Consider the following 16158-nt stretch of genomic DNA (forward strand, 5'->3'; position numbering starts at 1 on the left):
TAATTCTAAAAATAGAAAGTGAGGAAAAAAGTATGAAATCTCTGTATGCAATTGATGTAGGAATTGGCTTTACCAAAAGGGCATATCGACAGGATGTAGATTCTGAGATGACAATCAAGAGTGAAGCTTCTACACTAGCCCCTGTACCTAATCATGCTGAAAGTGAAGATTTAACAAAGGTAAGTTTTATAGACTTAGATTTTGCATACTACATGGGAAATGAAGCACATCAATCTGACGCTTCGTTTCTTCCTCCATTTGACGAAGAAATAGAAAATTATTATGAAAGCGAACGATTTAAACAACAAATATTTGGTTGCATTGCAAAGGATTATAAAGAAAATGTCGTGTTACCTCTAGTTGTTACTGGGCTCCCCGTTACTTGTTTTGGTAGTCAGCATGAGCAATTACAACGTGCACTAAAAAAAGAGACTTCCGTACAAATTGATGGGAAATTTATTCATATTACGGTGGAAAATGCTTTGATTCTTCAGCAACCGGTCGCTTTACATGCCTATTTCTTAAAAGAGGGAATCATTCAGGAACGAGATCGCATCTTAATTATTGATGGCGGATTTCGTACAGTAGAAATGACAGATATGAAACAGAATGTCATTTTAAATCATTATGAGGCGGAACTAGGATGTAGCAAGCCTTTGAAAAATATTAAGAATATCGTGCAGAATCATGAGGGTGAAAGTAATCAATTGCATATTAACGACATGCCAAACATATTAGAAAAAGGATATGAATGTCGAGAAGAAAATCATGAGACAAGTCAGGTTCATACTTTGATTCAAAAAGAGTTGGATGCACACTTCCAAGACGTCATGCGTGTATTACAAGAACAATTTAAGTTAGAACAGTATAACACTATTATTTGGACAGGAGGAATAGTAGATCTCCACAAAAAACGAATTGAAAAAATGCAAAGTGAAATTTCTTCTTTCCGTATGGTAGACGCTTCGAAAGAGGCTGCACTCCATGGATACTACATTATTGGGAGTCAAGTATTTGAGGACATTACCAATCAATCTGCATATGAATCCAAATTATAATAACGAATGAAATGGAGTTCGTTGAATAGACGTGCCAAATTATGTAGCTTCTTTTCCACATATAATAAATTCTTTATAAGAAAAGATAAAAAGTGCTTGTATAGAGTAAATGTTTAAAATTGAAAATAAAAATAACTAATATATAGGGGGTCTTCCTTTTAAAAGAATAAGACCTCCTATGTTATTTATTTTGTAATTTAGATGATCTAAAAACTTTTCCTCCAAGACATGAATACCTACATACAAATTTCGTATTACGGATATGATTCGATCAAACATAAAACTATTTAGAAAGGAAGAATAATATGGAATGCATAAAAATGACGAAATGGAGTTGGTATCATGTGAAAACTAGTGAGCTTGAAAAACTTTCTTCTATAATCCCTCGTGATGTAACATCTTATTTCGCTCAATTTGTAAAGAAAATAAGTTCTCCTTGTGAAAATGGATTATATGTTTATACGTTATCACCAAGTCAAACTTGTGTATATGGTTCGTTTTTATATGATCAAGATAAAAAGGACGCCAAAATTCAAAAATTTCTTCATTATTTTGTAGCTCATGGAATACTGATAACAGTTCAGGAAAAAGAGGAAGAGGATTTCCAAAAAATAATACATAATTTCCCTATGGGTACAAAAAATTGTAATAGTTCCGCTGAAGGATTATGTGCTATCTTATCAATGTTTATATCTCATTATTTGCGAAAGGTTGACTACTTTGAAAACAATTTCAGAAATGTATTATGGGATTTTTATCATCATAATAACATAGCAGTTTTAGAAAGGATTTATCATATTCGTCATGAATTATTTATGAACACACATGTGTTTCGCTTAATACAAGAAGTGTTACAAGGCCTAAAAGAAGCTTGGTTAGAAAAACTAACAAACACCCTTTGTTATAAACAAACACACGTAAAATTAGAGCGTGGATTACAACTTGTTAAAGAGTACCAAGAAGAATTAGACACGATGATTCATTTACAAGAAGTTGTTTCTTCTCATCGTGGGAATGAAATTATGAAAGCTCTTACTGTATTAACTGCTGTGAGTACGCCTTTGACAGCCTTAGGAGCATTATGGGGTATGAATTTTAAATACATGCCTGAACTAGAATGGAAATATAGCTATTTAATCGCTCTCTTATTTATTATTTTCACAACAGCGGGTATGTATATGTATATGCGATTCAAAGGATGGACAGGTGACTTATTACGAGTAAAGAAAAAGAAATCTTTTTTTAAATCTAATTAATCCTGTTTATAAAAAATATGATAGATATATGGTTTGTAATATTTATTAATTGAGATAGCACCATATCCCCATCAAGTTAAAGTTTTGATGTCCTCACAATGATAAAAATGGTGAATATTTATATGAAAGATTAGAGCTCTCCTTCCTGTAGGAGAGCTCTAATCTTTATTTAAAAACTATATCATATACTCTGAAATTTGTCCGGATTCAATTTAGAATATGGCAAAAGAGAACTTGCGATTAAAAACAAGCTCTCTTTAAAAGAAATAACGTAATTGAGATACTTATATAGTAACAATTGTTTTCTTCTAATTCCATATGTCATATGTTGAGAAATAAATTATAAATGGATTGATAAAGCTAAAATGAATGATTGACATAATATTTTGACGATAATATAATGAATCTCGAATTCAAGATAACTTGTAAAGGATTGGTAATTATGAGCGTGATTAACGATGAGAGCTTATCTTTAAAGTTATTTGTTATATTATCAAGGGCAGTACAGTCAATTACTAAGCGTATTGAAGAGGATATAAAAAGTTATGGACTTAATCCAACTGAATTTGCAGTGCTTGAGCTACTGTATAGTAAAGGCGATCAGCCTATACAAAAAATTGGAGACAAAATATTACTTGCAAGTAGTAGTATCACGTATGTAGTGGATAAGTTGGAAAAGAAGAGGTTCTTAATACGAAAACCATGTCCTAAAGACCGCCGTGTCACGTATGCGTCAATTACTTCAGAAGGTATTGAACTAATGGATATTATTTTTCCCCAGCATAAAGAGGCGATTCAGCAAATATTTGGTGGTTTGGACTATACTGAGAAAAAAATGATAATCGAAAAGTTGAAAAAATTAGGGTATTATGCACTAGAACTATAAATCTTTAGAAATATATCTCGAATTAGTAATGTCCTAATTAAATATAATTTAAATAAATAGGAGGAAAAATTAATAAATGGTAGTAAATTTATTATAATACAAAATGAATAAAGCGTGTAATTTCAATCGGTATAATATGAAATAAAGTTGTTATGTTAATGTATACATATCGTCCTTTAAATTATAAATCTTTCATAAAGCGGAGAGTGGGTATCAAGAATGGAATTACGTCATTTAGAGTATTTTATTCAAGTTTGTAATAATAATAGTTTCACTAAAGCTGCGGAAGTTCTAGGTATTTCACAGCCGACTTTAAGTCAACAAATACGAGTTTTAGAAGGTGAACTTGATACACCCTTGTTTCATCGAGTTGGAAGAGGTATCAAAATGACAGAAGCGGGTAAGCTGCTATTTGATAAAGGAAAATTTATCATGAAACAATTTGATGACGTTTATAATGAAATTTTTGAATTAAAGGGTGTAAAAAGAGGTGTGATTACTATAGGAGGTTTATTAGAGGATCTCACTTATTTAACACCCTATATTATGAAGTTTCAACAACATTATCCCAACATTGTAGTAAAGATTATAGAATCCGAAGTTGCTGTAAATCAAATCGTTGACAAAAATATTGATTTCGGGATTACACGTAGTGCTCAAATTCCAGACACATTAACAAACACCCTTTTGTATAGTGAAGAGCTCGTCCTTGTAATTCCCAAAAATCATCCTTTGAATGAAAAATCATTTGTTTCTTTTCGAGAATTAGTAGGGCTCAGTAGAGTAATGGTTTCATGTAGTTGTCGTGAATCTATTAAGATATATTGTGAGAGTTTAGGGTTATCTTTATCTGAAGCAAATATAGAAACAAAATCTTCTATTTCTCTATTGAGCCTTGTATACAATGGACATGGTGTTGCCATAATACCTCTTTCACTGGTTAACTTTGTTAATAATGATACTTTGAGCATAGTTCGTATTACTGATCCAACACCAAGTCAAGATATTAATCTTATACACTTTGATGATAAATTTTTAAGTTTTGCAGCACGCATCTTTATGCAGAAGTTAAATGATTCTCAAAAAGTATCAGTGTAATAGAAATAATAATGATCCTAGTGTAACAATTGAAAAAATTAAAATCTATATTAAAGTCGAAGGACAGTGGATTTATATGTGTGGTGTAGTCGATCAAAAAGGGGGATACCATTGACTTTTAATTAAGGAAAAAAGGACAGACTTTGCAAGGAGAGAAGGCTATCAAAAACAAGTTAAGTTAATCAATCAATTCTTCGGTCTTATCGCATAGTAACAGATTCCATGTAGGGATATACACTGCTATTTTGAATTTATATATCCTTATTGTAGAAAGAAAACCACCGGCATTATACCGGTGGTTTTGATTTAGAAAGCAAAGCAAGTACAACCAATACCCCATTTAGTTCCATCTTTTCCTATTACGGTATGAGTGTGTTGATGGAGAGGGTTACTACAACTATGTAACTTGTTATCATGGGAATCGTGAGAAAGTATAGTGTTGGCTAGGTTAGCACCACCATAACCATAAACGCCCGTCGGTGACCAATCAGGTGATGCTGGCGGCAATTCAGGTGATAAATTTTTAAATTCATCATTTCCATAAACAACCTGCCCACCCATAATGGTGAGTAATGATTCAAGGTCTTTGATTTCTTCTTCTGGCACAGTAAAGTAGTCAGCAGACAATACAGCAATATCAGCAAACTGACCTACTGCCAGGGTTCCCTTTTTACCTTCATCACCAGAGAACCACGCACTTCCTTTTGAATATAATTCCAGGGCTACTTTTCTATCAAGTTTATTTTTTTCATCGTATATGGAAAGCCCACCAATGGTTTTTCCAGCAACCATCCAGTAAAGAGCAACCCAAGGGTTATAGCTGGAAACCCTGGTTGCATCACTACCGGCGCCAACAGGTATACCAAGGTCTAACATACGATAAATCGGAGGTGTACGCTTTGCTGCTTCCTTTCCGTATAAGTCAACAAAGTATTCACCTTGAAAAGCCATGCGGTCTTGGATGGCAATACCGCCATTTAAAGCCTTAACACGTTCCATACTAGGATCTGAGATTGTTTCTGCATGATCAAACCACCAGCGTAGCCCATTAAAAGGAATTTCTCTGTTAACTTCCTCAAATACATTTAAGAAACGTGTGATTGACTCGTCATAAGTTGCATGTAAACGGAATGGCCAACGGTTTTCCACCAATAGAGAAATTACTTTCTTTAAGTCGGCTTCCATTACTGTAGCTAGTTCGGGCCGTGGCATTTGAAATTTTTCAAAATCGGCTGCCGAGAATACTAACATTTCTCCGGCACCATTCATTTTATACTTATCATTTCCTTGACCGGGAGAAACAATTTTTGCCCATGAAGCAAAGTCTTCATATTCATGATTAGGATTTTGCGTAAATAGATTATAAGCAATACGCAAAGTTAATTGTTCCTTCTCGGCTAAATGTTCAACAACTTTGTAGTCATCAGGGTAATTTTGGAAACCACCACCTGCGTCGATGGCACTTGTAATACCTAATCTATTTAATTCACGCATAAAATGGCGAGTTGAGTTAATCTGGTCGTCAAGATTAAGTACTGGAGCTTTACCCAAACTTGAATAAAGAATAGAAGCGTTAGGGTTAGCAATTAAAAGGCCCGTTGGATTACCTCTTTTATCCCGCTGAATTAAACAGCCTGGAGGGTCTGGGGTATCTTTCGTGTATCCCAGTGCACGTAGCCCTGCACGATTTACAAGTGCTCTATCGTAAAGATGTAGCACAAAGACAGGCGTGTCTTCAGAAACAGCATTAATCTCTTCTAATGTTGGCATCCGTCTCTCTTTAAATTGAAATTCAGACCAACCTCCAACTACTCTTACCCACTGAGGAGCAGGTGTACGCCTTGCCTGTTCTTTGAGCATTTCTAGAGCAATAAAAAGTGATGGCACGCCTTCCCAACGTAATTCCATATTATAATGCAGACCACCACGAATAACGTGTATATGGGAGTCATTCAGGCCTGGAATAGCTCTCTTTCTTTTAAGGTCTATTTTTTTTGTTTTTTCCGTGGCACTATTAAGAAGCTCATCTCCACCTACTGCAGTGACTAAACCATCAGTTATGGTGATAGCAGATACCTCAGGCTGAGAAGGGTCAAGGGTAGTAATTTTTCCGTTATATAAAATCATATCCGGTAAATTCATGTTCACACCTCGTCTACTTTCTATTATTTTGTAACCATGGATGAAATAATTTACCGAAAATCGGCATGACTACCCATGATAGCAAGGACACTATACATACAGAAACAAAAAAAGCTGATATAATAGGATTCATATGTTTTATAATAGGTCCTATCACTTTAGGAACTAACATGCTAAGAGGCCATACAACCAGAAAGGTAACGATAGACATTTTCCATTTTGGCGGTGGAACTGGCGTTTTCGGAGTAACAAACCAATAAGCCAAACTGCTTTCAGTTTTGTAAGTTGGATTAGTGGCTTGAAATTGCTCCGCCGTTTTTAACAAATCCCGGCGAACATCTGATTCTTGCCAAGTACGTAGATGCTCATACGTATCAAAGCGAAAAATAACAGTATACTCTCTGGATTCGTTACTTGGGACTATTAGATTTACACCTAAATGTCCTGGGAATTTAGTAGCCGCAGCCTCAATTTCATGTCTCCATGTTTCAAACTGTTTTTCTCTACCTTCTTGAATTTCCCATGTAACAATCGTTGTTACTGGATTGCCGGCATCCATCGTGTTCCCTGTATAAGTCTCTTCGACAGCTACTCCTTCTTGTTTCATATTTTCCTGCTTGGAAGCGCGCCATGCACCATAGTATATGCGTATTCTACACCTTGACCATAAGCACCAGTGTGTTCCTTTACAATCTCCATTACAGCATCATAAGTGTCTTTGTGTGCCCAGTCACGTTGGTATTCAAGTAAAACTTGAATTGCTGTCACTGGAATTGCACCAGCTTGTTCTACACGACGCATAGCAGCGTTATGTGCTGTCAAACTAGTACCACCTGAAGCATCATCAACTGCATATACCTCATAGCCAGCTTTAATTGCTTCAAGCACAGGGAATGCAAGGCAAACTTCAGTCCAAAGTGCTGCAAATATTAATTTCTTTCTACCGGTTGCTTTAACTGCCTCAACAAATTTCGGATCTTCCCAAGAGTTCATTGAACTACGTTCTATAATTTCATGGTTTGGGAATATATCAAGAATTTGTGGCCAAAAATAACCAGAAAAGCTGCGTGTTTCAACTGTAGTAAGAATAGTAGGTATGTTAAAAGTTTTTGCTGATTTAGCAAGTAGCATAACGTTATTAATCAATGTTTGTCTATCAATACTTGCAACTCCAAAAGTCATTTGAGGTTGAAAATCAATTAAAATTAAGGCACTGTTCTCCGGATTTAACAATTCTAAATTACTCATAATAAAACGCTCCTTTTTCAATTGTTTATTGAAAGTAATGTATCTTCTGTCAATTGAAACTCTACTATACTTTTTAATTTAAATTTAGTGCTGATTTAATCAGCACTAAATTTATACTATCTACTTTAAAAAAGGTGATTTAAAGCTATTTCCTTGAGATACATTTATGCATTTTGTTTACTAAGATCTCGCTGAGCTCCTCTATAGCTTCCAATTATATTTTGATAGCCTGGAAGATTGCTAGCAAGCAAATTGCCAAAACCTTCGACATCGTTGCGCCAATCGCGTTGTAATTCGCAAGCTACGCTAAACCAGTTCATAAGTTGCACGCCACTATGTGCCATACGTGTATTGGCAGCATCTGCAACTTGTTTATTGAAAGTTCCTGAAGCATCAGTAACAGCAAATACTTCATATCCAGCTTTTATAGCGGAAAGTGCCGGGAAAGCAACACAAACGTCCGTAACTACGCCTGCGATGATAAGTTGTTTTTTTTCAGTTTCTTCGATTGCTTTTACAAAATCATCATTATCCCATGCGTTAATTTGTCCAGGTCGAGCTATTTTTGGTGCATGAGGAAAGAGATCAACCAATTCTTGCATTAAAGGTCCATTAGGCCCGTTTTCAAAACTTGTTGTTAAAATAACTGGTAAATTAAAAAACTTAGCAGTATGAGCAAGAGCTAAAACATTGTTCTTGAATTCATCAACACCATAGTCACGTACTAGTCCGGACATAAGACCAGTTTGATGATCTACTAAAAGCACAACAGCATCATCTTTGTTAATACGAGAATAGAGATCAGTCATTATGTATTCCTCCTAAAAATTAAGTAATCGAAGAAAGTTTAAATAGTCGGATACTATCATAAGTTTCTTCGTTTATAACTAAGCTGACCAATAATATTGGTTATAGCAGCATTCACAGAACATGAAGTGCTATACAAATTTATAGTATTTGAAAACTGATTCGTTAATCAATTCTAAATTATCTATAATTCGTATAGGTCGTAACTATAGTTGTTTTCACTATAAAATAGATTGGTTTTACCTATACATCCTATAGATAGAACGATATTGATAGTCACCTATTTTTGTTATTACAATTGAATAGGAGTAATGTTCAGTAATTATTTTATGATGCAAAAGGTATTAGAGGGGGGATTGTTCCAAAAGGAGAAAATGAATGCATTGGAACAATAGAGTTTCATACTTAGAATTCACAACATAAACGTGCATGAATAGGTTATGACATTCATCCAGATTATTGAAGAAAAGGATAAATATTGGAATATTTTTAGGAGGTAGAAGCATGGCTAAAATTACTGTAGGAACCGAAAAGCAAGAACCAATTGAGATATATTATGAGGATCATGGCACAGGAAAACCAGTTGTACTCATTCATGGTTGGCCGTTAAGTGGTCGATCTTGGGAATACCAAGTTCCCGCTCTTGTTGAGGCTGGATACAGAGTTATAACATATGATCGTCGAGGATTTGGACAATCATCTCAGCCGTGGGAAGGGTATGAATATGATACCTTTACTTCTGATTTACATCAACTATTAGAACATTTAGAGCTTCAAAATGTCACACTTGTTGGTTTTTCTATGGGTGGAGGCGAAGTAGCCCGGTATATTAGTACGTATGGAACAGATCGTATTGAAAAGGCTGTTTTTGCTGGGGCAGTTCCTCCGTATTTATACAAATCAGAGGATCATCCTGAAGGGGCCTTAGATGATGCAACAATTGAAGCATTCAAAAGTGGTGTGATAAATGACCGCCTTGCATTTCTTGATGAATTTACTAAGGGATTTTTCGCGGCTGGTAATCGAACAGATTTAGTTAGTGAGCCATTCCGTTTATATAATTGGGATATTGCAGCCAGTGCATCACCTAAAGGAACACTTGATTGTATTACCGCCTTTAGTAAGACAGATTTTAGAAAAGACTTGGAGAAGTTTAATATACCTACTCTTATTATTCACGGTGATTCTGATGCAACTGTACCATATGAATATAGTGGGAAATTAACACATGAAGCAATTCCTAATTCTAAAGTAGCCTTAATAAAGGGTGGTCCACATGGGCTAAATGCAACGCATGCTAAAGAATTTAATGAAGCACTCCTATTATTTTTAAAGGACTGATTACAACTATATAATTGTTAGTTGATAAATTATAAATAAGTAAAAAATAAAGCTTTATAAAAGATGCTCTTGGATAAATCCAGGAGCATCTTTTTAAATGGTGGTATTGATATGTTAGGTTGATAAATCTTCATTAGTTTCGAATTGAATATTCTTCTTAACAGCAAAAATTTATTGTTTAGAGTTTTTTAGGTCTTTTAGATGTATTGCTATATTACTATCAAGATAATATTTTGAATAATCCTCAAAACAAAGAAATGTACATTTTTTGAGGAAGAAATATCTTGTCAGAAAACAATAAAATCTTATTAATTTTTATAATTGGTAGAATTTTTATGGAAATAATTCTCTTAATATATTAAAATAACATCGTATTATGTCAGATTTTAATTAGGGGAGAGAAATTTTATGTTGAAAAAAATTATTCCAGTTGCTTTAGCATTAAGTACAGTTACTTTTACTAGTGTATTTGTTGCGCCTTCAATCCAAGCAAGTACAGAACAAAATCGCTACATAGATGTACAAATGCTCGGTATTAACGATTTTCATGGGCAACTAGACACTGTAAAAAAAATTAACAATAAAGATGCAGGGGGAATTGAGTACTTAGGGGCTTATTTACGTGATCGTGAAAAACAAAATCCAAATACATTAAAGGTACATGCTGGAGATGTTGTTGGAGCAAGTACTCCTGTTTCAGCATTATTACAAGACGAACCTACAATTGAATTTCTAAATGATTTGAAATTCGATGTTGGAACGATAGGAAATCATGAATTTGATGAAGGTGTTGAAGAAATGAACCGCCTTATTTATGGTGGATACCATGAGAAAACAGGAAATTTTAAAGGAGCAAAATCCCCATATGTTGCTGCAAATTTCTATAATAAATCCACCGGTCGTTTATTTTTACCACCATTCACTATAAAAAAGGTACAAGGAGTTCCTGTTGGCTTTATTGGAGTCGTAACAACGGATGTTCCTAACCTTGTTATGCCTACTATGCTAAAGAATGTAGAAATTACAGATGAAGTTGAAGCTATTAACAAATCCGTAAAGCAATTAAAAAAACTAGGCGTTAAATCTATCGTTGTTCTTGCACATAACGGAGGTATAACAGATGGGAACGGCGTAACAAATGGTGATATCGTCCGATTAGCAAATGAGACTGATCCAGAAGTCGATGTTATTTTTGGTGGCCATAGCCACACCTATGTAAATGGAACTGTTAATAATAAACTTGTCGTACAAGCAAATTCTTATGGTATGGCTTTTGCTGATGTTGATGTAAAGATTGATCGTAAGACACAAGATATTGTTGAGAAAAAAGCAGAAATTGTTACAACTTATCATGAAGGCATAGAGCCTGATAAAAAAATAAAGAAGAAGATGGAGAAATATCAAGCAAAAATCGCACCTCTTGTTAATGAAGTTGTAGGTAAGTCTATCGCTCCACTAGATCGCAAACAAAATATGGCTGGTGAATCTACTCTTGGAAATTTAGTTGCTGATGCTCAGCGTACAACAATGCAATCCCAAATTGCACTTATGAATCCTGGTGGTATTCGTAATGACTTAGATGCTGGTGATATTACATGGGGAGAGATATATGGTATTCAACCATTCGGAAATCAATTAATAAAAGTAAATTTAACAGGTCAAGACATTCGTGATATTTTAAATCAACAATGGCAAAAAGACATAACAAGAATGCTTCAAATTTCAGGTATCCAATACACTTGGGATGCGAACAAGCCTAATGGAGAAAAAGTAACAAGTATTCGCTTAACAAATGGAGAAGAAATTATTCCTTCTAAAACTTACAGCGTCGTTGCGAACGCATTTCTAGCTTCAGGTGGAGATGGATTTGTATCCTTTAAAAACGGTAAAGATGCTGAAACAGGACCAACTGATTTTGAAGCATTAGTAGATTATATAAAAAAATCAAAAGAACCAATTCAGTCTATTATTGATGGAAGAATTCAAAAGATAAATTAGTTTTTTATTAATCTCAAAAACAACTAGATTACCTGTGCGCTATACTCTTTAGTGTGCAGGTAATCTATTTTTTTGATTTGAAATAGTCTAACTGTGGCCAATGGGTATACCGTCTAGATGCAGAGTGCCGAAAAAAATGAAGTGAACAAAAAATAACCCCTAAATTAACTCTATGATAAAGAGACTACAAACAATCAAAATTTGGAACTTCATATTAACCATATATTAACTACGTTAATAATACATACTGAAATTGAATACTTTAGATAACATCATTTATAACGAATATCTGTACATTATAATGTTATGCAATGAGGAATTTACAATACAATGAATTGAAGCTTATTTAGTTTTATATTCGTATAAGTGAATTAAGAATTTCTTAAGAACCTATTAAGAAATAAGTGAGTTTTAGGAACTAGAATAAATGTATCTTAACAGTAATAAGAAAATGAATGTTTTAAACGGAAGTTGGCAGAGTATGTCAAAAAGCTATAAGTAAATATTTCAGGAGGTTTTTTATGAAAAAGAAAATGATTATTGCAATTGTTGTTTCTGCTATAACAATGACTCATTTTGTAGGAAATACTTATGCAGATTCGAAAACAGAGGTTTCTGTTACAGCTCCCTATAATACAAATCAAATAGCGAAATGGTTAGAAGCACATGCAAAGCCTTTAAAAACAACTAATCCAACTGCATCTCTTAATGATTTGAAACCACTTAAGGATATGGTAGGTTCAGCTTCAATTGTAGGTTTAGGTGAAGCTACGCATGGGGCTCATGAAGTTTTTACGATGAAACACCGCATTGTTAAGTATTTAGTATCTGAAAAGGGCTTTACCAATCTAGTTTTAGAAGAGGGATGGGACAGGGCCTTGGAACTTGATCGATATGTTCTTACTGGTAAGGGAAACCCAAGCCAACATCTAACACCTGTATTTAAGACGAAAGAAATGCTAGATTTACTTGATTGGATTCGGCAATATAATGCTAATCCAAAACATAAATCGAAAGTACGTGTCATCGGGATGGACGTTCAATCAGTAAACGAAAATGTTTATAATAATATAATAGAATATATTAAAGCGAATAATTCAAAACTGTTGCCTAGAGTAGAAGAGAAGATAAAAGGGCTTATTCCTGTAACAAAGGATATGAATACTTTTGAAAGCCTTACGAAAGAAGAAAAAGAAAAGTATGTTTTAGATGCTAAACAAATTAGTGCTTTATTAGAGGAAAATAAAAGTCATTTAAATGGGAAATCTAAAGAGTTCGTATGGATAAAGCAAAATGCTCGTATTATTGAACAGTTTACTACAATGTTAGCGACACCTCCTGATAAACCAGCGGATTTTTATTTGAAACATGATATTGCAATGTATGAAAATGCGAAGTGGACTGAAGAACATTTAGGAAAAACCATTGTATGGGGACATAATGGACACGTTTCGAAAACAAATATGCTTTCTTTTATATACCCTAAAGTAGCAGGGCAGCATTTAGCAGAATATTACGGAAAACGGTACGTATCTATTGGAACGTCAGTTTATGAAGGACAATACAATGTGAAGAATAGCAATGGTGAATTTGGCCCCTATGGAACATTAAAATCGGATGATCCAAACAGTTATAACTACATCATTGGACAAGTTAAAAAAGATCAATTTTTTATTGATTTACGTAAGGCGAACGGCGTGACAAAAACTTGGTTAAACGAACAACATCCAATTTTCGCTGGAATAACTACCGAAGGGCCTGATATACCAAAAACTGTTGATATATCATTAGGTAAAGCGTTTGATATACTTGTTCAAATTCAAAAAGTGAGTCCATCTCAAGTACATCAATAAATTTAGAATCATGTGCCTTAATGACAAATTTCATAGTGTTTCATATAACACAATGAAATTTGTTTTATATAGCAAGAAGAATAATCGCATTAGAAAAAATCAGCAGTTTAACCTGTTAAGAGTAAAACGAATCTTACAATATGTAAAGCGCAAAAACACTGAAGCGAAAAGCATCGGTGTTTTTTGCGCTTTCGGGCACAGATGCTACTTCAATCCTATTGTAGAAGTGATTTTGTATGTAAGGAATTTGTAAGGAATAGGTAAGAAAAAAGAGATTTTCATTGTGTAGGATAAAAATATAAGGAGGCATGAAGGGGGGAACAAGTACGGCCTACATATAAAACAAATAATCAGTAACAAGAGTGTTTTAAGGAAAAGAAGTAATTTCTATGGTTAATATGTATGTGGAAAAAGAGTGATTTAGAGATTGTTAGAACACAATGGTGTTTGTGAAAATAATGATTAGTACGTTGATTGCAAATTCAGTGTTGACTTTTATCATTGGGAGAGTTGATAGCTGTGTGGTTCGTATATGAGACAGCTATTAGCCATCAATACAATTTAAATAGAAGAGAGGAATTCTTTATGAAAACACGCAGTAAAATTACATGTGCAAGTCTAGCACTTTTAATAGGTGGAAGTTCCCTGTTATACATAACACCAACATCAGTTGTAAAAGCAGAACCTACGCAAAATGTATCTAGTTCGTTACAAACAAGTACGCAAAGCGATCGTACTTCCGTTAAGAAAGCAATGCGAGATGAACTGCAACTTGGATACCCGGGAATACTCGCTAAAATTTCTAAGGGGGGGAAAACTTGGAGTTATACAGCTGGGGTAGCGGATCTGAAAACTAAGAAACCAATGAAAGCAGATTTTCGCTTTCGCATTGGCAGTGTGACGAAAACGTTCATTGCAACAGTTCTACTTCAATTATCTGGAGAGAACCGTTTGAATCTAGACGACTCCATTGAAAAATGGTTACCTGGTGTTATTCAAGGAAACGGATATGATGGTAACCAGATTACGATCCGGCAAATATTGAATCATACAAGTGGTATTGCTGACTATATAAATTCAAAAGACTTTGATATTACGGATATAAAAAAATCGTATACGGCTGAAGAATTTGTAAAGATGGGGATTTCACTTCCCCCAGACTTTGCCCCAGGAAAGGGTTGGTCTTATTCAAATACAGGATATGTAATACTAGGAATCCTTATTGAAAAAGTAACAGGAAACAGCTATGCGGAAGAGGTTGAAAATCGGATTATTGAACCGCTTGATTTGTCAAATACATTTCTACCTGGTAATTCAAGCGTGATTCCAGGCACCAAGCATGCCCGTGGCTATTTGCAACTAGACGGAGCGAGTGAGCTAAAAGATGTTACTTATATTAACCCAGGTAGCTCGGATGGAGATATGATTTCTACTGCTGACGACTTAAACAAATTCTTCTCTTGCTTACTAGGTGGCAAATTACTGAAGGAACAGCAGTTAAAACAAATGCTTACTACAGTTCCTACAAATAGAGAGGGAACCGGATATGGTCTTGGAATACTTGAAATTAAGCTTCCGAACGGTGTCTCGGTATGGGGACACAGGGGTGCGGTTCCAGGGTTTTCCACTTTTGCTGGTGGAACACTTGGAGGTAAACATACACTCGCTATCAATTCGAACAGTTTAAACCTTAATAACCCGGAAGTTTTTAAGAACATTTTACTTGCTGAATTTAGAAAGTAGGAAAAACGGATAAATTTTGTCATTTGTAATTTCCATCGGAATGGATTACCGCTTGAAAGAGTATAGAGGGATTAAGTATCTAGAAACAATCAAGCCAATCATGAAGAATGGCTAAGTAAAAGGATTTGTTTATACATTGGCCAATTAAAAGAGCAACAGATATAATGAGTGATTAGTATGTATCTAGTATTGCATTTGTATTGGTATCGTCACGGATTGTAAATTTGTATAAGGTGCGAAGTTTAATTTAAGACTTCGCACTTTTGATGTTTAACAGCTTTTATTACGAAGCTATTAACAATAGAAAAAAGGAGAATGTAACTAGTTATGTGGATACTACTGTATGATTGGTGCAACAAATTGTGACTCTAACGTATTTGAAAGGCCTGATAAATTCAACGTTTATCGTCCTGACATTGATATTAAAAAGGCATTTAGTGGTACTGCAAGACATCTTGCTTTTGGATTAAGTATCTATAATTGTGTAGGAGCAGCATTTGCAAAATTAGAAATTGAAATAGATTCAACCATTAAAGATAATATTAGCAGGAAAAAATTGAGGGGCATTAAGGATTTTGTGAAGAAGACTTCAAAAATGAACTGAAATCTAATAAACAACGTAAAAGCTAAAAGATTTTCGCTGTGAGAACATCTCAAAATATTAAATTGATGGTAACTTTGTTGTAGCTCTTTAAACATACCTATATTAAAACCCAAATATCTCAGCA

At 34.4% G+C, this 16158-nt stretch carries 13 protein-coding genes; 9 read left to right on the forward strand and 4 right to left on the reverse strand.

Annotated elements, in window-relative coordinates; all coding sequences use genetic code 11:
• Positions 1 to 32: 32 nt before the first annotated feature.
• The 4 genes from ACTFRM_RS09870 to ACTFRM_RS09885 all read left to right on the forward strand — a co-directional run bounded on the left by ACTFRM_RS09870 (position 33) and on the right by ACTFRM_RS09885 (position 4298).
• A complete protein-coding gene (locus ACTFRM_RS09870; RefSeq protein WP_000839441.1) occupies positions 33 to 1058 on the forward strand; it encodes a ParM/StbA family protein in 1026 nt (341 codons plus the stop codon).
• 305 nt (positions 1059 to 1363) lie between these two features.
• Positions 1364 to 2314 (forward strand): magnesium transporter CorA family protein, encoded by a 951-nt coding sequence (locus ACTFRM_RS09875; RefSeq protein WP_440043270.1) that lies wholly within the window; start codon positions 1364 to 1366, stop codon positions 2312 to 2314.
• Between the two features lie 442 nt (positions 2315 to 2756).
• Positions 2757 to 3200, forward strand: a complete 444-nt coding sequence (locus ACTFRM_RS09880; protein WP_000111425.1) for a MarR family winged helix-turn-helix transcriptional regulator — start codon at positions 2757 to 2759, stop codon at positions 3198 to 3200.
• A 219-nt stretch (positions 3201 to 3419) separates the two neighbouring features.
• Positions 3420 to 4298 (forward strand): LysR family transcriptional regulator, encoded by an 879-nt coding sequence (locus tag ACTFRM_RS09885; RefSeq protein ID WP_000423182.1) that lies wholly within the window; start codon positions 3420 to 3422, stop codon positions 4296 to 4298.
• 306 nt (positions 4299 to 4604) lie between these two features.
• Here ACTFRM_RS09885 and ACTFRM_RS09890 read toward each other — a convergent pair whose 3' ends face one another.
• The 4 genes from ACTFRM_RS09890 to ycaC form a co-directional block, all read right to left on the reverse strand.
• Positions 4605 to 6440, reverse strand: coding sequence for an amidohydrolase (locus tag ACTFRM_RS09890; RefSeq protein WP_440043271.1), 1836 nt, complete (start codon positions 6438 to 6440; stop codon positions 4605 to 4607).
• 13 nt (positions 6441 to 6453) lie between these two features.
• A complete protein-coding gene (locus tag ACTFRM_RS09895) occupies positions 6454 to 7047 on the reverse strand; it encodes an antibiotic biosynthesis monooxygenase (protein WP_440043272.1) in 594 nt (197 codons plus the stop codon).
• Entirely contained in the window at positions 7044 to 7688 is a 645-nt protein-coding gene (locus tag ACTFRM_RS09900; RefSeq protein ID WP_440043381.1) for a hydrolase, read from the reverse strand. The genes ACTFRM_RS09895 and ACTFRM_RS09900 overlap by 4 nt, the downstream gene beginning before the upstream one ends.
• 164 nt (positions 7689 to 7852) lie before the next feature.
• A complete protein-coding gene (ycaC, locus tag ACTFRM_RS09905) occupies positions 7853 to 8497 on the reverse strand; it encodes an isochorismate family cysteine hydrolase YcaC (protein ID WP_000131226.1) in 645 nt (214 codons plus the stop codon).
• A gap of 502 nt (positions 8498 to 8999) precedes the next feature.
• On the opposite strand from ycaC, the gene ACTFRM_RS09910 reads away from it, so the two are divergent.
• From ACTFRM_RS09910 to ACTFRM_RS09930, 5 genes are all read left to right on the forward strand, one after another.
• Positions 9000 to 9836, forward strand: a complete 837-nt coding sequence (locus ACTFRM_RS09910; RefSeq protein WP_001074300.1) for a bromoperoxidase — start codon at positions 9000 to 9002, stop codon at positions 9834 to 9836.
• A 408-nt stretch (positions 9837 to 10244) separates the two neighbouring features.
• Entirely contained in the window at positions 10245 to 11834 is a 1590-nt protein-coding gene (locus ACTFRM_RS09915) for a bifunctional metallophosphatase/5'-nucleotidase (RefSeq protein ID WP_440043273.1), read from the forward strand.
• Between the two features lie 521 nt (positions 11835 to 12355).
• Entirely contained in the window at positions 12356 to 13687 is a 1332-nt protein-coding gene (locus ACTFRM_RS09920) for an erythromycin esterase family protein (protein ID WP_426866035.1), read from the forward strand.
• 585 nt (positions 13688 to 14272) lie between these two features.
• Complete coding sequence (locus ACTFRM_RS09925) at positions 14273 to 15430, forward strand: serine hydrolase domain-containing protein (protein WP_048538260.1); 1158 nt, start codon at positions 14273 to 14275, stop codon at positions 15428 to 15430.
• 343 nt (positions 15431 to 15773) lie between these two features.
• On the forward strand, positions 15774 to 16034 hold the full coding sequence (locus ACTFRM_RS09930; protein WP_025687852.1) for a cytochrome P450: 261 nt from the start codon (positions 15774 to 15776) through the stop codon (positions 16032 to 16034).
• Positions 16035 to 16158: the final 124 nt, after the last annotated feature.

The sequence above is a fragment of the Bacillus cereus group sp. MYBK227-1 genome (assembly GCF_051916325.1).
GTDB lineage: Bacteria > Bacillota > Bacilli > Bacillales > Bacillaceae_G > Bacillus_A > Bacillus_A cereus.